Origin of the sequence: Mycolicibacterium iranicum (genome assembly GCF_002101705.1) — a bacterium.
Taxonomy (GTDB): Bacteria; Actinomycetota; Actinomycetes; order Mycobacteriales; family Mycobacteriaceae; genus Mycobacterium; species Mycobacterium iranicum.
Genome location: NZ_LQPC01000019.1, coordinates 147,419 through 164,734, shown reverse-complemented (window position 1 = coordinate 164,734; position 17,316 = coordinate 147,419). Strand labels below are relative to the sequence as shown.

At 67.0% G+C, this 17,316-nt stretch carries 16 protein-coding genes; 4 read left to right on the top strand and 12 right to left on the bottom strand.

Annotated elements, in window-relative coordinates:
• Positions 1–32: 32 nt before the first annotated feature.
• From AWC12_RS04385 to metH, 3 genes are all read right to left on the bottom strand, one after another.
• Positions 33–1,505: a sugar porter family MFS transporter gene (locus AWC12_RS04385; RefSeq protein ID WP_024445780.1), complete on the bottom strand. Its 1,473-nt coding sequence runs from the start codon at positions 1,503–1,505 to the stop codon at positions 33–35.
• Positions 1,506–1,608: 103 nt separating this feature from the next.
• Entirely contained in the window at positions 1,609–2,292 is a 684-nt protein-coding gene (locus AWC12_RS04380; protein ID WP_085172570.1) for an HAD family hydrolase, read from the bottom strand.
• Positions 2,293–2,392: 100 nt separating this feature from the next.
• On the bottom strand, positions 2,393–6,187 hold the full coding sequence (metH, locus tag AWC12_RS04375) for a methionine synthase (protein ID WP_085172568.1): 3,795 nt from the start codon (positions 6,185–6,187) through the stop codon (positions 2,393–2,395).
• A 312-nt stretch (positions 6,188–6,499) separates the two neighbouring features.
• On the opposite strand from metH, the gene AWC12_RS04370 reads away from it, so the two are divergent.
• Entirely contained in the window at positions 6,500–7,378 is an 879-nt protein-coding gene (locus tag AWC12_RS04370) for a PAC2 family protein (RefSeq protein WP_024445777.1), read from the top strand.
• Here AWC12_RS04370 and AWC12_RS04365 read toward each other — a convergent pair.
• The 8 genes from AWC12_RS04365 to AWC12_RS04330 are packed head-to-tail and all read right to left on the bottom strand — an operon-like array spanning position 7,375 to position 14,217.
• Positions 7,375–8,856: a DUF1254 domain-containing protein gene (locus AWC12_RS04365; protein ID WP_085172566.1), complete on the bottom strand. Its 1,482-nt coding sequence runs from the start codon at positions 8,854–8,856 to the stop codon at positions 7,375–7,377. The two genes, AWC12_RS04370 and AWC12_RS04365, sit on opposite strands and share 4 nt — an antisense overlap.
• 27 nt (positions 8,857–8,883) lie before the next feature.
• Entirely contained in the window at positions 8,884–10,122 is a 1,239-nt protein-coding gene (gene mshC / locus AWC12_RS04360; protein ID WP_085172564.1) for a cysteine--1-D-myo-inosityl 2-amino-2-deoxy-alpha-D-glucopyranoside ligase, read from the bottom strand.
• 42 nt (positions 10,123–10,164) lie between these two features.
• Positions 10,165–10,926 carry a 3'(2'),5'-bisphosphate nucleotidase CysQ gene (locus tag AWC12_RS04355; RefSeq protein ID WP_024445774.1) on the bottom strand — a complete coding sequence of 254 codons (762 nt, stop codon included), beginning with the start codon at positions 10,924–10,926 and terminating at the stop codon, positions 10,165–10,167.
• Positions 10,911–11,717, bottom strand: a complete 807-nt coding sequence (locus AWC12_RS04350; RefSeq protein WP_085172562.1) for an Rv2133c family protein — start codon at positions 11,715–11,717, stop codon at positions 10,911–10,913. Before AWC12_RS04350 ends, AWC12_RS04355 begins: the two co-directional genes overlap by 16 nt.
• Entirely contained in the window at positions 11,704–12,288 is a 585-nt protein-coding gene (locus AWC12_RS04345; RefSeq protein WP_024445772.1) for an Rv2134c family protein, read from the bottom strand. The genes AWC12_RS04350 and AWC12_RS04345 overlap by 14 nt, the downstream gene beginning before the upstream one ends.
• 37 nt (positions 12,289–12,325) lie before the next feature.
• Positions 12,326–13,030, bottom strand: coding sequence for a histidine phosphatase family protein (locus AWC12_RS04340; protein ID WP_024445771.1), 705 nt, complete (start codon positions 13,028–13,030; stop codon positions 12,326–12,328).
• Entirely contained in the window at positions 13,027–13,857 is an 831-nt protein-coding gene (locus tag AWC12_RS04335) for an undecaprenyl-diphosphate phosphatase (RefSeq protein ID WP_024445770.1), read from the bottom strand. Before AWC12_RS04335 ends, AWC12_RS04340 begins: the two co-directional genes overlap by 4 nt.
• Positions 13,858–13,905: 48 nt before the next feature.
• Positions 13,906–14,217, bottom strand: a complete 312-nt coding sequence (locus AWC12_RS04330) for a hypothetical protein (RefSeq protein WP_024445769.1) — start codon at positions 14,215–14,217, stop codon at positions 13,906–13,908.
• Positions 14,218–14,402: 185 nt separating this feature from the next.
• Here AWC12_RS04330 and AWC12_RS04325 point away from each other — a divergent pair, with 185 nt between their 5' ends.
• Genes AWC12_RS04325 through AWC12_RS04315 form a run of 3 tightly spaced genes read left to right on the top strand, consistent with a single transcriptional unit; the run spans position 14,403 to position 16,692 of the window.
• Positions 14,403–15,377, top strand: coding sequence for an NHL repeat-containing protein (locus AWC12_RS04325; RefSeq protein WP_024445768.1), 975 nt, complete (start codon positions 14,403–14,405; stop codon positions 15,375–15,377).
• A gap of 14 nt (positions 15,378–15,391) precedes the next feature.
• On the top strand, positions 15,392–15,631 hold the full coding sequence (locus AWC12_RS04320; RefSeq protein ID WP_064285228.1) for a DUF5703 family protein: 240 nt from the start codon (positions 15,392–15,394) through the stop codon (positions 15,629–15,631).
• Positions 15,631–16,692, top strand: coding sequence for a quinone-dependent dihydroorotate dehydrogenase (locus AWC12_RS04315; protein ID WP_085172560.1), 1,062 nt, complete (start codon positions 15,631–15,633; stop codon positions 16,690–16,692). Before AWC12_RS04320 ends, AWC12_RS04315 begins: the two co-directional genes overlap by 1 nt.
• On the opposite strand, the gene AWC12_RS04310 is transcribed toward AWC12_RS04315, so the two are convergent.
• On the bottom strand, positions 16,689–17,285 hold the full coding sequence (locus tag AWC12_RS04310; protein WP_085172558.1) for a TetR/AcrR family transcriptional regulator: 597 nt from the start codon (positions 17,283–17,285) through the stop codon (positions 16,689–16,691). The genes AWC12_RS04315 and AWC12_RS04310 overlap by 4 nt on opposite strands.
• Positions 17,286–17,316: the final 31 nt, after the last annotated feature.

Here is a 17,316-nt window from a genome sequence, read left to right as displayed (position 1 = left end):
GGGCAAATGGTTTGCCATCGCCCGGCGCGCGCTCAGTTCGCCGACGTTTTGTCCTCGCGCAGGATCTCGCCGTGCATGTCCTCCAGCGACACGCCCTTTGTCTCCATGACCCACTTCCACACGAACAGGCCAGACAGGACGGCGCACAGCCCGTAGAAGCCGTAGGCAAGGCCTAGGTGCTCGCGTAGGCCAGGGAAGGTGACCGTGATCAGCCAGTTGGCCGCCCACTGTCCCGCGGCGGCCAGGCCGAGCGCCGCGGCGCGGATCCGATTCGGGAACATCTCGCCGAGCAGCACCCACACCACCGGGCCCCACGACATGCCGAACGCCACCACGAAGAGGTTCGCCGCGATCAGCGCGATCACACCGGACGCGCCGGGCAGGCTCGGGGTCCCGTCGGCGTTCACCGTCGCATTGGCGAAGATCACCGCCATCGTGATCAGGGTGACGGCCATGCCCGAGGATCCGATGAGCAGCAGCGGCTTACGACCGATCTTGTCGATCAGCGCGATGGCGATCAGCGTCGTGAGCACGTTGATGACCGACGTGATGACGGTGTAGATCGCCGATTCGTCGGCGCTGAATCCGACGGCCTGCCACAGCACGTTGCTGTAGTAGAAGATCACGTTGATTCCGACGAACTGCTGGAAGATCGACAGCCCGAGACCGACCCAGACGATGCCGTAGATCCCACCTGTCGGCTTGCGCATGTCCCGCCAGGACGGCTTGTCCTCACGCTCGAGCGTCTCGCGGATACGAGTGATGGTGATCTCGAGGTTCTTCTGCCCGAGCAGCATGCTGAGCACGCGGCGGGCCTCCGGGATCTTGTGGCTGGCAACGAGATAGCGCGGTGACTCAGGGATCGTGTAAGCCAGCACCCCGTACAGGACCGCAGGGACGGCCATGGCCAGGAACATCCAGCGCCAGGCGTCGAGCCCTAGCCACAGCGGTTCGTTGGCCCCGCCCGCGAGCCACTGCAGCAGGTAGTTCACGGCGAAGGACAAGAAGATGCCCGACACGATGGCGAGCTGCTGCAGCGATCCGAGCCGGCCGCGGATTCCCGGCGGAGAGGTCTCGGCGATGTAGGCGGGCGCGATCACCGAGGCGACGCCGACGCCGACACCTCCGACGATGCGGAAGAGCACGACCGTCCACACTTCGTGGGCGAAGCCGGTGCCGAAAGCACTGACGAGGAAGAGGACCGCGGCGATCTTCATCACCGCGATGCGGCCGATCTTGTCCGCGATACGGCCCGCTGTCATCGCGCCGACAGCGGCGCCGAGCAGCGCGGAGGCCACCGCGAAGCCGAGCTCGGCGTTACCGATACCGAAGTCCTCCTGGATGGAGTCCACGGCACCGTTGATGACTGCGCTGTCGTAGCCGAACAGCAGGCCGCCGAGCGCGGCCACCGAGGCGATCCTGACCGCGGTCTTGCCGGACGAAAAGTCCTGGCCTTCTTCGAAGATCTCCGGGCTCTCTCCGACTGGACCACCTTGACCGGCCATGCGACGACCTTTCCCGCACCGTTGCGTGATACGAATCACATTCAAGCACTCGAACACTTACCGACGGGGGGTGTTCCCGGAAGTGAGCCTGTCTATGCGCCTGTCAGGCGGTGCGTTCGCGTAATTCGCGGTCGATCTCGGCGTAGATGCGGCGCAGACCATCGACGTCGAGGTCGGCCAGCGACCGCACGTGGCGACGGCGGAGCCCTCCCGGCACCGGGACATCGTTGGGCACCACGAGCACCGCGCAGCCTGCCTTCTCGGCCGCCGCGGTACCCGTCACAGAGTCCTCGACGGCAAGGCAGTCCGACGGGTCGAGGTCGAGCAGTTCGGCCGCCCGCAGGTACGGATCGGGTGCCGGCTTACCGCTGGGCACCTCGTCACCGCACACGGTGATCGAGAAGTAGTGGCGGCCAATGCTGTTGAGTGCCCTCTCGGCCAGCGGACGGGCGGTGTTGGTCACCAGTGCCATCGGAGTACGTTCTGCCACAAGGGCTTCCAGCATCTCGCGAGCCCCCGGGCACCACGGCAGCCCGTCGTCGAACAACCTGGCGGTGTGGTCGTGTAGCCAGCGAATTGACTCCGCCATTGCCACCGGGTCGGGCTCCAGGCCGATTTCGGAGTACACCGTGACCATGGTCTCTTCAGCCGACGCTCCGACCAGCGCGGTCCTGGTTTCACGGCTCATCGATGCGCCGTGACAGGCATAGAGAGCCGAAAGTGACACATCCCACAGCTTTTCGGAATCAACGAGCGTTCCGTCCATGTCCCACAGCACCGCTCGCACGCCGCCATTCTGGCACGCGTTGGCCGTCTCGCGCCAACCGCGCCGTGCGGTCCCCAAAGTTCAAGTCCCGCACTCGAACCCGTCCTGCCTCAGACGGGGTTCAGTCCTCCGGGTTGTAACCGAGGTTGGGGGCGAGCCAGCGCTCGGCTTCCTGCAGGGTCCAGCCCTTGCGCCTCGCATAATCGGCGACCTGGTCCTGGGCCAGCCGGCCGACCACGAAGTACTGCGACTGGGGGTGGGAGAAGTACCAGCCGCTGACCGCCGCACCGGGCCACATCGCCATCGACTCGGTCAGCTCGATACCGGTCCGCTCCGTGACGTCCATCATCGTGAACAGCGTCACCTTCTCGGTGTGCTCCGGGCAGGACGGGTAACCGGGCGCCGGCCGGATACCGACGTACTTCTCCGCGATGAGCGCGTCGTTGTCGAGTTCCTCGTCAGGCTGGTAGCCCCACAACTCGGTGCGCACCCGCTGATGCATCCGTTCGGCGAATGCCTCGGCCAGTCGGTCGGCAAGCGACTCCAGCAGAATCGCGCTGTAGTCGTCGTGGGCGGCTTTGAACTCTGCGATCTTCTCACCGCTGCCCAGCCCTGCCGTGACGGCGAAGGCTCCGACGTAGTCCCGCAGACCCGTGTCTTTGGGGGCGATGAAATCGCCCTGCGACCGGTTCGGGATGCCTTCGCGGTGCTCGCCCTGCTGGCGCAGGTTGTACAGCGTGGTCAGCACCTCGGTGCGGCTGTCGTCGGTGTAGACCTCGATGTCGTCTGCGACCGCGTTCGCCGGGAAGAAGCCGATGACGCCGTTGGCTGTCAGCCACTTCTCCTTGATCGCGGTGTCGAGCATCTCCTGCGCGTCGTCGTAGAGCTTGCGGGCCGCCTCGCCCGACGCCGGGTTGTTGAGGATGTCGGGGAACCGGCCCTTCATCTCCCAGGCGTTGAAGAACGGTTGCCAGTCGATGTACTCGCGAAGCTCGGCGAGGTCGTAGTCCAGAAACTCACGGACCCCCAGACCAATGGCCGGCACGGGCGGGGTGTAGCCGTCCCACTCGATCGGCGTGCGGTTGGCGCGCGCCTTCTCCAGCGTGATCATCGGCCGTTCGTTCTTCTGGGCATGCCGTTCCCGCAGAGACGCGTAGTCCTTCTCCGTGGCCTCCAGCAAGGCGGGTCGCTGCCTGTCGTCGAGAAGTGCTGCCGCGACCGGCACCGAACGCGAGGCGTCCTTGACCCAGACCACCGGCCCTTTGCGGCGTGGCGCCACCTTCACTGCGGTGTGAGCACGCGACGTCGTCGCGCCACCGATCAACAACGGGATCTCCAGCCCTTCGCGTTCCATCTCGACGGCGAAGTTGACCATCTCGTCCAGCGACGGGGTGATCAGACCGGACAGGCCGATGATGTCGGCGTCGTGCTCTTTGGCCGCCTCCAGGATCTTCGCGGCAGGCACCATCACACCGAGGTCGATCACCTCGTAGTTGTTGCACTGCAGCACGACCCCGACGATGTTCTTGCCGATGTCGTGGACGTCGCCTTTGACCGTGGCCATGATGATCGTGCCGTTGGTGTCCTTGGCCTGCTTGGTCGACTCTTCTTTCTCCGCCTCGATGTATGGCAGCAGGTACGCCACGGCCTTCTTCATCACGCGCGCCGACTTAACCACCTGGGGCAGGAACATCTTCCCCGAGCCGAACAGGTCGCCGACGACGTTCATCCCGTCCATCAGCGGCCCCTCGATCACCTCGATCGGGCGCCCGCCCGCCGCGGCGATCTCGGCGCGCAGTTCCTCGGTGTCGTCGTCGACGTGGGCGTCGATACCTTTGACCAGCGCGTGGGTGATGCGTTCGCGGACCGGCAGGGACCGCCATTCGGCCGCTTTCGGGTCCTCGCCCTTCTCCTTGGAGTTGAAGCGCTCCGCGATCTCGAGCAACCGCTCTGCGGCGTCCTCGCGACGGTTCAGCACGACGTCCTCGATGCGGTCCCGCAACTCGGGGTCGATCGAGTCGTAGGGCACCAGCGCACCGGCGTTGACGATGCCCATGTCCAGGCCCGCCTTGATGGCGTGGAACAGGAACACCGCGTGGATCGCCTCCCGCACGGGATTGTTCCCGCGGAACGAGAACGACACGTTGGAGATGCCACCGGAGATGTGCACTCCGGGCAGGTTCTCCTTGATCCAGGCGCACGCCTCGATGAAGTCGATCCCGTAGGTCGCGTGCTCCTCGATACCGGTCGCCAGCGCGAAGCAGTTCGGGTCGAAGATGATGTCCTCGGGCGGGAAGCCGACCTCCTCGGTCAGGATCCGGTAGGCGCGCCCGCAGATCTCTTTGCGACGCTCCAGGTTGTCGGCCTGCCCCTGCTCGTCGAACGCCATCACGACAACGGCGGCACCGTACTTGCGGCACAGCTTCGCCTCGCGGACGAACTTCTCCTCGCCCTCCTTCAGGGAGATCGAGTTGACGATCGGCTTTCCCTGCACATTCTTCAAACCGGCTTCGATGACCTCCCACTTCGAGGAGTCGATCATCACCGGCACCCGGCTGATGTCGGGCTCGGCGGCGATCAACTTGGTGAACCGGTCCATCGCGGCGACGCCGTCGATCATGCCCTCGTCCATGTTGATGTCGATGACCTGCGCACCGACCTCGACCTGCTGCAGCGCCACCGACAGCGCGGTGTCGTAGTCCTCGGCCTTGATCAGGTTGCGGAACCGGGCCGAGCCGGTGATGTTGGTGCGCTCACCGATGTTGACGAACAGCGAGTCGTCGGTGATGTTGAGCGGCTCCAGGCCTGAAAGCCGGGTGGCCACGTCGATGCGCGGAAGCTCGCGCGGCGACTTACCGTCAACGGCCTTGGCGATCTCGGCGATGTGCGGCGGCGCGGTGCCGCAGCAGCCACCGACGAGGTTGACCAGGCCCGCCTCGGCGAAGTCGGCGATGTAGGACGCCTGACGTTCCGGGGACTCGTCGTATTCGCCGAACGCGTTGGGCAGCCCCGCGTTCGGGTAGCAGGAGACGAAGGTATCCGCGATCCGCGCCATCTCGGCGATGTAGGGCCTCATCTCCGGCGCGCCCAGCGCGCAGTTCAGGCCGACGGCGAGAGGCTTGGCGTGCCGGATCGCATTCCAAAACGCCTCGGTGACCTGACCGGACAGCGTCCGCCCGGAAGCGTCGGTGATGGTGCCCGAGATGATCACCGGCCAGCGGCGTCCTCGTTCCTCGAACAGCGTCTCGACCGCGAACACCGCCGCCTTGGCGTTCAGGGAGTCGAAGATCGTCTCGATGATGATGAGGTCTGAGCCGCCGTCGACGAGTCCGTTGGCGGCCTCCAGGTAGGCGGCGACCAACTGGTCGTAGGACACGTTGCGAGCCCCGGGGTCGTTGACGACCGGTGAGATCGACGCGGTGCGCGTCGTCGGTCCGATGGCGCCTGCGACGTAGCGCGGCTTGTCAGCGGTGGTGTACTCGTCGGCGGCCTTGCGGGCCAGGGCGGCTCCCGCGTAGTTGAGCTCGTAGCTCAGGTCCGCCATGTCGTAGTCCGACAGCGAGATCGCGTTCGCGTTGAACGTGTTCGTTTCGAGGATGTCCGCGCCCGCCTCTAGGTACTCGCGGTGTATTCCCTCGATGATCTGCGGCTGGGTGAGGGTCAGCAGGTCGTTGTTGCCCTGAAGAGCAGTCGGCCACTCCGTGAACCGGTCGCCGCGGTAGCCGGCCTCGTCAGGCCTGTCGCGCTGGATCGCCGTGCCCATCGCGCCGTCGATCACGACGATCCGCTTGCGCAGCGCGGCGGTGAGTTCCTCGGTGCAGTCGGGGCGGATGTTCGGCGCGAAAGTCACGGTGGCGTCTGCCGTGGCCTGTGTATCGGTGTCTGAACTGATGGCGGTCACCAACACTCCTTCCATAACGGAAGGCGTCCTTGACTCTGCCGAGCGTGGCGGATACCGGGAATTCCTGCCCCCGACAGCCGTTGCAACGCCTCTCGACGGTGAAAAGTCTACGTCGTCACCAGACCGACGTTTGGACGCCCACTTTCTCGCTGCAATCGGACAAGTCACAGACCACAGCGGCGATGACGTACGCATCAAGATTAACCAGGCTGCCGCCGAACGTATTTCACCCCGGCCGTGTCCACAGCGACGCCGTTTGCGCACGTGCGCGACGCAGGGGTGGGTCGATGCCCGTCATCGAGCCCACCCAGGGCTTACGCTGGCCTGGTGAGTCCCTCGGATTTCGGCGGTCCGAAGCGATCCGACCTGCCCGACCTACGCGACACGATCATCGTCGCCGCGTTCGAGGGCTGGAATGACGCCGGTGACGCCGCCAGCGATGCCCTGGAGCATCTGGACGCCATCTGGGAGGCGGAGACCATCGTCGAGATCGACGACGAGTCGTACTACGACTATCAGGTCAACCGGCCGGTGATCCGGCAGGTCGACGGCGTCACCCGCGAGCTGGTCTGGCCGTCGATGCGGATCTCGCACTGCCGCCCGCCCGGCAGCGACCGCGACATCGTGCTGATGCACGGCGTGGAACCCAACATGCGCTGGCGGACTTTCTGCGCCGAACTGCTGGCCATCGCCGACAAGCTGAACGTGCAGACCGTGGTCATCCTGGGCGCGCTGCTGGCCGACACACCGCACACCCGCCCGGTTCCGGTGTCCGGCGCGGCCTACTCAGCCGACTCGGCGAAAACGTTCGGACTGGAAGAGACCCGCTACGAGGGGCCGACCGGAATTGCGGGCGTGTTCCAGGACGCCTGCGTGCAAGCCGGCATCCCCGCGGTGACGTTCTGGGCCGCCGTGCCGCACTACGTCTCGCAGCCGCCGAACCCGAAGGCGACCGTGGCGCTGCTGCGCCGGGTCGAGGACGTCCTCGACATCGAGGTGCCGCTGGCCGATCTCCCGGCCCAGGCTGAGGAGTGGGAGCAAGCGGTCACCGAGATGACCTCGGAGGACGAGGAGATCGCCGAGTATGTCCAGTCGCTGGAGGAACGCGGCGACGCCGAAGTCGACATGAACGAGGCGCTGGGCAAGATCGACGGTGATGCGCTGGCCGCGGAATTCGAACGCTACCTGCGCAGGCGCGGGCGCTAGACCTTCTCGGGTAGCGGCGCCTTCCATGTGCCGTTGAGGGCGTCCGGTTTCGGCCAGTACAACCGCAGCACGAGAGCGAACGGACCCTCCGGCGCGGGCAGCCAGTTGGATTCCTTCTCGATACCGGGTGATTCGTGCTGGACGTAGACGGTGTAACCGCCGTCGGGGTCGGCGACCAGGCTCGGCAGCATGGCCGAGTTGACCAGGTATCGCTGGATCGGGTTTTCGACGAGCTGGCTGGCGGGCAGCTGGTACATCGTCAGCGACCAGAACGCGTTGACCGGCGGCAACTGTCCCGACGGGAACCGGTAGACGTATCGGTTGGCGCCGGTGAGCGGGGCACCCGTGGAATCGTTGAAGGCGCCCGGATAGATGGCCTCGGCCGCCGTGTTGCCGTAGATTCCGAGCACCGCGCCGGCCATCCGGTAGAGGTAGTTGCCCTTCAGGTCCTCGCGGGTGCCGAAGAATTGCGCCGAGCCCAGTTCACCGGTGTCGACCTTGTCTTTCTTGAAGCCGTTGAACTCGGCCCAGGCGTCGGCCATTCCGCCTTCGATCGCGGTGCGCATCTCGGGGGTCAGCGCATCGGCGTCGAAGCCGCCGTCAGCTCCGAGGCCGATCTTGGCGAATCGTGACCGCAGCGCCTCTTCTTCGGGAAGTGTCGGCGCGAACCGCAAGGCGAAGTCGAGGATCTCGAAGAACTGCGGAGAGGTCTTCTGCTGGTCGGCGGCCAGCGGCGGCACGAAGTCGATGGCCGGTGCGGGTGCTGGTGACGGCTGGTTGAGAAACACCGATAGCGGCGCCACCTGGTAACCCGACTGGATCTTCTCCACCTCACCGAGGTCCGAGGGTCCGAACAGCTGGGTGCGGTACAGCACGAAGGCCAGCTCGGTGTCCGAGCGGATCACCTCGTTGATCCCTTCGGGCTTCTCGCCTTGCCAGTTCGGCCCGGCCAGCAGATACTTCCCGCCACCGTTGCCGGTGGTGCGGCTGCCCACGTAGGCGAAGTTGTAGGTGTACCCGTCGACGAACTGCAGGGAGTAGTAGCGGTCCTGCTGAATCGGCGGCACGGTCAGCACCAGCGGCTCGGTCCGCAGATCGGCGCCGACGGCCGAGTACGGTGTGTCCGAATTCGGGGTCTGGATCGCGGTGTCGGCAGGCGTGTACACGCGCGCGGTGTTGTGGATGTCGTTCCACCCGCCCTTGTACTCCGGATCGTCCTTGTCGACGAAGTAGCTGTACTGGACGCGGTAGTTGTCCACCATCGGGAAGCCGTAGATGTAGGCCTCTTTCGCGATGGCGCGCGCCTCATCGGGGGTGACAGCCGCTTCGGTAGGGGGCGGTGCCGCCGTCGTGGACTCGGCGTCTTTGGCAGTGTCGCCGGTGGAGCATGACACGAGCAGGAGGATAGCGGCGAGCAGGACGCCCACGCGGCGGATCGCAGCGGTGATGAGCACGGTTTTTCCGGCCGCAGATGGCATGGCCGAAACCTACCCTGTGCGAAGCGGTTAGAGCCGAATTCCCAGCAGCGCGTCGACCGCGGTTGCGACGGCGCGCCCCGCGTCGGTGTCGTGACCTCCGTAGGATAGTGCGTCAGCGGCCCAACCATCAACAGCGGCAAGTGCTTTCGGAGTATCGAGGTCGTCGGCCAGGTAGCGGCGCACCCGGGAGATGACGTCCGCGGCGTCGGGAGCGGCATCCAGTGTGGTCGCACTGCGCCACCGGTGCAGACGCTGCTGGGCTTCGTCGAGCACCGCGGGGCTCCAGAAGCGGTCTTCGCGGTAGTGGCCGGCGAACAGGCCGAGCCTGATCGCGGCGGGGTCGACTCCGTCGCGGCGCAGCTGCGACACCAACACCAGGTTGCCGCGGCTCTTGGACATCTTGTGGCCGTCCCAGCCGATCATCCCGGAGTGGACGTAATGGCGTGCGAAACGCCTTTCGCCCGAGACACATTCGGCGTGCGCGGCGGAGTACTCGTGATGCGGGAAGATCAGATCGCTGCCGCCGCCCTGGATGTCGAGGACGGTGCCGATGCGGCTCATGGCGATGGCGGCGCACTCGACGTGCCACCCGGGTCTGCCGGGGCCGAACGGGGAAGGCCAGCTGGGTTCGTCGGGCCGCTCGGCGCGCCACAGCAGCGCGTCGAGCGGATCGCTCTTGCCGGGCCGGTCGGGGTCGCCGCCGCGTTCGGCGAACAGCGCCGCCATGGTGTCGTGGTCATAGCCCGACTCGTACCCGAATTGGACGGTGGCGCCGGCACGGAAGTAGACGTCGGGATGCTGCGGGTCGTCGACGACATAGGCCGCGCCGGAAGCCAGCATCTTCTCCACGAGCTCGACGACTTCGGCGATCGCTTCGGTGGCGGCGACATAGTCGCGGGGCGGCAAGACCCGCAGGGCGGCCATGTCCTCGCGGAACAGGTCGGTCTCGCGGTCACCGAGCTCGCGCCAGCCGATGCCGTCACGCTGTGCGCGCTCGAACAGCGGATCGTCGACGTCGGTGATGTTCTGCACGTAGTGGACGTCGTGCTCGGCGTCGCGCCACACCCGGTTCACCAGATCGAACGTCAGATACGTCGCCGCATGGCCGAGGTGGGTCGCGTCGTACGGCGTGATGCCGCACACGTACATCGTCGCGGTGGAGCCCGAACTCACCGGCCGCACCTGCCGGTCGGCGCTGTCGTAGAGCCGCAGCTGCGGCCCGCGCCCAGGCAGCACCGGAACGTTCGGCGCCGACCACGATTTCATAGCGTCGACTTTAGACATCGACGTCTGCGACAACTGCCACGGCTATTTCATTCCCGACCGAATGACCGCCAGGAGGGTATCTGCGACCTCGGGCCTGCACATCAGAAGATCCGGCAGATAAGGGTCGCGGCGGTTGTAGATCAGCGGCGATCCGTCGAGCCGGGTCGCGTGCAGGCCGGCCGCCCACAGCACGCCCGCGGGCGCCGCCGAGTCCCACTCCCACTGGCCGCCCGCATGCAGGTAGGCATCGACGTCGCCCCGCACCACCGCCATGGCCTTGGCCCCGGCCGAGCCGATCCGGTACAGCTGGACGTCGAGCTGGTCGCGGATCCGCCACAGAATCGCCGGGGGCCGGTTGGAGCTTGCGGTGATCCGGATCGGACCGTCGGCGCGCGGCGGTGGCGGCGTGACCGTGTCGCTGCGGAAGACCTCGCCCCGGGCCGGCAGCGCGACCGCGGCGTCGGTGAGCGTTCCGGCCGATCGCTGCCACAGCGCGATGTGCACAGCCCAATCGGCGCGTCCGGGCATCGAGTACTCGTAGGTGCCGTCGACCGGATCGACGATCCAGACACGGTCGGCGTGGACGCGGGACACGTCGTCGACGGCTTCCTCGGACAAGATGGCGTCGTGTGGGCGCTCGCGGTGCAACCGGTCCAGGATCAGGGTGTTGGCCCGCATGTCGCCGGCGTCGCCGAGTTCGTAGGGGTCGTAAAACCCCATCCGCTCGCGCATCTCGAGCAGCAACTCACCGGCCTCGACGGCCACCGACGCGGCCAGGGCCGCGTCCGTCAGAACGCCGGCCATGGAATCGGCCGCCGGCGATCAGCTGTGGGCATCACCGGATTACGCAGCAGTCCAACGACTCTGGAGCGCAGCGCGGCTACCTCACGGGGGGTGATGTGATTGCACAGCTCGGCTCCGAGGTCGGATTTCAGCGCATCGCCGAGCTTCTCGATGTCGGCCAGGGTCTCGTCATCGACGGGCTTGCCGGCCCAACCCCACAGCACGGTGCGCAGCTTGTCCTCGACGTGCAGCGTGACACCGTGGTCGACTCCGTACACGCCGCCGTCGACCCCGTGCAGCACATGCCCGCCCTTGCGGTCGGCATTGTTGACCAGCACGTCGAACACTGCGATGCGCCGCAACCGGTCGTCGTCGGCGTGCACCAGGACGACTTCGTCGCCCGCGTAGTCGTAGGCCTGCAACACCCGCAGGAATCCGGCCGGAAGCTTGCCTGCGGGCACCAGGTCGATGAGGTCGGGGCCGGCATCGTCGACGGGGTTCTCCTCGTCGTCGCCGGGCTGGTCCACCCAGCTCTGCAGCATCCCGGGTCCGGCCGGGCCGTCACGAATGATGGTGTAGGGCACCACATTCCAGCCGAGCGCGGCTGACACCAGGTAGGAGGCGAGCTCACGGCCGGCCAGCGTGCCGTCGGGAAAGTCCCACAGCGGCGCCTCACCGCGCACCGGCTTGTAGACACAGTGCTGCACGTGTTCCCCGAGGGTCGCCTCGCACAGGAACGTCGCGTTGCTCGCGGAGCGGATCCGTCCGATCACGGAGAGTTCGCCGCGGTCGAGGACCTCAGATCTCGTCATCGTCGGACCCCGACAGCGCACCGCGCCGATAACCGTTGGTTCGGACGCAGATGTGGCCTTCGGGGTCCAGCGGCTCCTCGCACAGCGGGCAGGGCGGGCGGCCCGCCGAGATGACGCGATTGGAGCGGGTCGCGAACTGGCGGGCGGACTCCGGGGTCAGGAACACCCGGACGGCGTCGGGCCCCTCCTCGGCGTCGTCGAGCACCACTGAGGCGTCGAACTCGGTCTCCGAGACCGCGAGCAGCTCGACGACGACGGTCTGGGCTTCCGAATCCCATCCCAGTCCCATGGTTCCGACCCGGAATTCGGCGTCGACGGGGGTGATGAGCGGGCTCAGGTCCTCGACCTCGCCGGTCTCCGGTGGGATCGGCGTACCGAAGCGGCGGTTGATCTCCAGCAACAACGCGGCGATACGCTCGGCGAGCACCGCGACCTGCTGCTTCTCCAAGATCACCGAGATGACGCGCTTGTCGTGGACTGCCTGCAGATAGAACGTCCGGTTTCCCGGCTGGCCGACGGTCCCGGCCACGAAGCGGTCGGGTGTGCGGAAGACGTGGATTTCGCGGGCCATGGCACCCTCCAAAATACCGGGAACAGTCAGGATCGCTTCATTCGGTGGAGCCACCGACGACGGCGTCACCGGAGGGCACGTCGCCGTCCTGAGGCTTCTCCGCGGGAGGAGGCGCCGACAGCGCGGCGTTGAGCGCGGTGCCGGTGTGGTTGACGTGGATGACGAACGGGCGCATCGGCGTGTAACGGATCACACTCACCGAGGCAGGGTCGGCGTTGATGCGCTGAAAGCTGTCCAGATGGGTGCCCAGCGCATCGGCCAGCACCGACTTGATGACATCGCCGTGGGTGCAGGCCACCCACAGCACGTCGGATCCGTGGTCGTCGGCGAGTCTGCGGTCACAGTCGCGGATTGCCGCGACGGCGCGGGCCTGGACGTGCGCGAGCCCTTCCCCGTCGGGGAACACCGCCGCGCTGGGCTGCTGCTGGACGACCCCCCACAGCGGCTCCTTGACCAGATCGCTGATCTTGCGCCCCGTCCAGGAGCCGTAGTCGACCTCGATGATGCGTTCGTCGACGATCGGTTGCAGGTTCAATGCCTCTGCCAGCGGCTCCACGGTGCGCTCGCATCGCAGCAGCGGGGACCGCACGATCGCTTTGATCGGCAGCCCGGCGAGCCGATCGACCAGGGCCGACGCCTGTTCGCGACCGCGATCGTCGAGGTCGACGCCCTCCGAGCGACCGGCCAGAGTATGCGCGGTATTCGACGTGGACCGGCCGTGGCGCAGCAGAAGAACCGTCATATCGCCGCCACCGTTCCAGTAGAGAGCAGGATCAACACCACTGTGCCCAAGATGATCCGGTAGCCGACGAACCAGTACATGCTGTGTCGGACCAGGAATCGCAGGAACCAGGCCACCGCCGCGAAACCGACCACGAAGGCGATCACCGTCGACACCAGCAGCTGCGCCCCGGTCGCGCTCATTCCCTCACCAACCGGATCGAACGCGTCGGGCAGGGAGAACAGGCCCGAGGCGAACACCGCGGGGATCGCGAGCAGGAAGCCGAAACGTGCAGCGAGTTCTCGTTCCATTCCGAGGAACAGGCCGGCACTGATCGTGGCTCCCGATCGTGACACGCCGGGCACCAGCGCCAGGCACTGCGCGAAACCGACGATCACACTGTCCTTCCAGGTGAGCTGCTCGACGCGACGGGCCTGCCTGCCCGCGTACTCGGCGGCGGCGATGACGAAGGAGAAGACGATCATGGCCGTCGCGACGAGCCAGAGATTACGTGCACCGGTGCGGATTTCGTCTTTGAACAGCAACCCGACCACGCTGATCGGGATGGTGCCGATGATGACCCACCACCCCAGCCAGTAGTCGGCGGTGCGCTCGCCGGATCGGAAAAGACCGGCCCACCACGCCTTGACGATCCGCACGATGTCGCGGGCGAAGTAGACGAGGACGGCGGCTTCGGTGCCGAGCTGGCTCACGGCGGTGAAAGATGCGCCCGCGTCGTCTTCAAAAAAGACCCGGGAGGCAATCGCGAGGTGCCCAGATGAGGACACCGGCAAGAATTCGGTGAGGCCCTGCAGCACGGACAGGACGACGACCTGCAGCCACGACATCTCCCCCGTCACGCCGACGACCGTACCGTGAGGCAGGGCGTCAGGCGCCTAGCGCCCGTGCCGCGCCACAGGCTGAGCGTCGGCGATCGCGTCGCGCACGGTCGCGATGACGCTGCGTTCGTCGGTCATGTCGATGTCGGTGAGACGGCGGCTGGCCGTGGCGACGATGTCCTCGTCCTGGGGCACGGGGCCGCGCAGCCGCGGCCGGTACACCTCGACGATGAGGGCCTGCTTTTCCACATGGAACGAGAAGCTGCGCCCATCACCGAGCTGACCGAAACCGCTGGCGTGTACACCGGTCGTGATGTCCTCAACGGTGAATCCCTGGCCGGTCACTTCGCTGTCCGTCGCGAGGGTCATGGTATGGACCATACCTCCGTTGGCGTCGCGGGGCGGCCCGGACACTGCCGATCGGCCGCTACAAGATGCATAGACTGGCGTCCCGGTAGATCTCCGCCCACTGGAATCGAGACAGGTACCCATTGCTGCCATTTCTAAACGCGCGATGTCTGACGGCCCGACTGGGTGTTGCCGCGTCGATATTGGTGGCCCTCGGGGGATGCTCGTCGAATCCGGCGGATTCACCCCCGCCGACCGTCGCGCCGGCTCAGGCCGCGCAGTCACCGCAGCTGACCGGGACCCCGGCAGGCATCGTGCGCCCGCTGGCCGCGCCCGCTCAGACCGCGGTGTTCGACCCGGCGACCCGCTCGCTGGTCGTACTGTCTCCCGGCCCCGGTGATCGGTCCACGGTCACGGTGTTCGCCGGGGCCGGCGCGCCGTCGCCAGTCGAACTCGACGGAACCGCGACGGCGATGACCGGTGACGGCCGGGGCACGGTGTTCCTGTCGACGCGGGGCGGCTATTTCCGGTTCGACGCCGCCAGCGCAGACGTGACCAAGGTCGGCGTGGACGGCCAGGAAGATGTGGACTTCACCGCGATTGCCCGCCGCGCGGACGGCAGGCTAGTGCTGGGCAGCGCCGACGGGGCGGTGTACACCCTGTCGTCGGACACCGAGGTCGGTGCGCACCTGAAGATCTTCGCCAGGGTCGATGTTGTTGTAGCCCAGGGCAATACCGCGGTGGTGCTGGACCGGGGGCAGACGTCGGTGACGAGCCTCAACGAGGAAGGCACGAACTCCGAACACGCACTACGCGCCGGCGACGGCGCGACGACGATGGCCTCCGACGGGGCTGGACGCGTTCTGGTCGCCGACACCCGCGGCGGTGAGCTGCTTGTCTACAGCGTGAACCCGCTGATTCTCAGGCAGCGCTACCCCGTGCCGGATTCGCCGTACGGGCTGGCCGGCTCGGGGAACACGTCCGGCCTGGCATGGGTTGCACAGACGGCGATCAACACCGTCGTTGGTTACGATCTGGCGACCGGCATACCCGTGGAGAAGGTGCGATATCGAACCGTGCAGCAACCGAACTCGCTCGCATTCGACAATGCGTCCGGCACCCTGTATGTGGTCTCGGGCGCAGGAGGGGGTGTGCAGGTGATCGAGGGGGCCGCGAAGTGACGTCGAGAAGCCGGATGCCCGCTGCCTGGAGCAAGGCGGTCGCGGAGGACTCCGCCGATTACGAGTGGATTCCGCTGCGGCTACCGCCGGACGTGACGCGGGTGACCGCCTCGATCCGACTGTCCATCGAGGCCGAGTACCGCGGCTGGGAGCTCAATCGGGTGCGGCTCTACACCGACGGGTCACGCCGGGTGCTGCTGCGGCGCAAGAAGCGGGCGGACGGACCACCCGGACCGGATCAGCCCGCGCTGTGATGTACGCAGCGCTGCGCAAGGCACTCTTCCTGGTCCCGCCCGAACGCATCCACACCTGGGTGTTCGCCGGGCTTCGGGCGGCAACGACCCCAGATCCGCTGCGCCGCCGGCTGTCCCGCAAGCTCGCGCCGCACGATCCGGCGTTGGCCAGCACGGTGTTCGGTGTGCGCTTCCCGGGGCCGATGGGGCTGGCCGCGGGTTTCGACAAGGACGGCCTCGGCGTGCACACGTGGGGTGCGCTCGGTTTCGGCTACGCAGAGGTGGGCACGGTGACCGCGCACGCCCAGCCCGGCAACCCGGCGCCACGGATGTTCCGGCTGCCTGCCGATCGGGCGCTGTTGAACCGCATGGGCTTCAACAACCACGGAGCCGCCGCGCTGGCCACGCAGCTCACGAGGCGCTCGTCTGATGTGCCGATCGGTGTGAACATCGGCAAGACAAAGGCGACCCCGCCGGAGCGGGCGGCGCAGGACTATGCCGAAAGCGCGCGGTTGCTCGGCCCGTTGGCCGCCTATCTGGTGGTCAACGTCAGTTCCCCGAACACCCCCGGCCTGCGCGATCTGCAGTCGGTCGAGTCGCTGCGGCCGATTCTGTCCGCCGTGCTGGCAGAGACGTCGACGCCGGTGCTCGTCAAGATCGCACCCGACCTCGCCGACAGCGACATCGATGACATCGCCGATCTCGCGGTCGAACTCGGCCTGGCGGGGATCGTCGCCACCAACACCACCATCTCGCGGGACGGCCTCGCTACACCGGGTGTCGACCTGCTGGGCGCCGGCGGCATCTCGGGCCCTCCGGTCGCGCGCCGCGCGGGCGAGGTGTTGCGCAGGTTGTATGCCCGCGTCGGCGACCGTCTGGTGCTCATCAGTGTCGGCGGGATCGAGACCGCCGAGGACGCGTGGGACCGCATCACTGCGGGCGCGTCGTTGCTGCAGGGCTACACGGGTTTCGTCTACGGCGGCGGACTGTGGGCCAAGAAGATCAACGAAGGTATCGCGAAACGCCTGCGCGACAACGGTTTCGCATCGCTATCCGACGCCGTCGGCTCGGCGGCGCGTTAGCGCGACGTCGCCCGGATACCGGCGAGCACGACCGTGACGATTCGGTCCGCATCGTCACGAGAGAAGGGCCGCATCCCCCGGTTCACGATGAGATGCACCGGGCCCGAGATCATTTCACCGAGGAAGGCGCTGTCGACCATCGGTAACTCACCCCTGCCGACGGCATCGTCGACTCTCCGACGCAGGGCGTCCACGCGCCCTTCGAGGATTTTGGCCAAGGCCCGGCCGGACGCGTGCTCGCGAGGGGGTTGGATGGCCTGCTCCAGCGCCCGGCCGAAGGGCGTCTGCATCCCTTCTGCCAGCGCGACCAAGAAGTCGACGAGGTCGCGGTGGATGTCGCCGGTATCGGCGACCGACGCCATCTCGTCGGCGTAACTGAGTACCGCGTCGACCACCAACTGCTCGCGGTCGGGCCAGTGGCGGTAGACGCTCGTGCGGTGGACACCCGCCAGTTCGGCGACGCTCTCGTACCGGAAGCCGGCGATGCCGTCGCGGGCTACCAGTTCGGCGGTCGCAGCGAGGATCTGAGCCCGCACACGCGCATTGCGGCCGCCGGGACGCCGGGCCCGCTCGCTGTCATCGGCGGATTCCATAGCTGCCGATTGTCGCAAACCGGTGGTACCG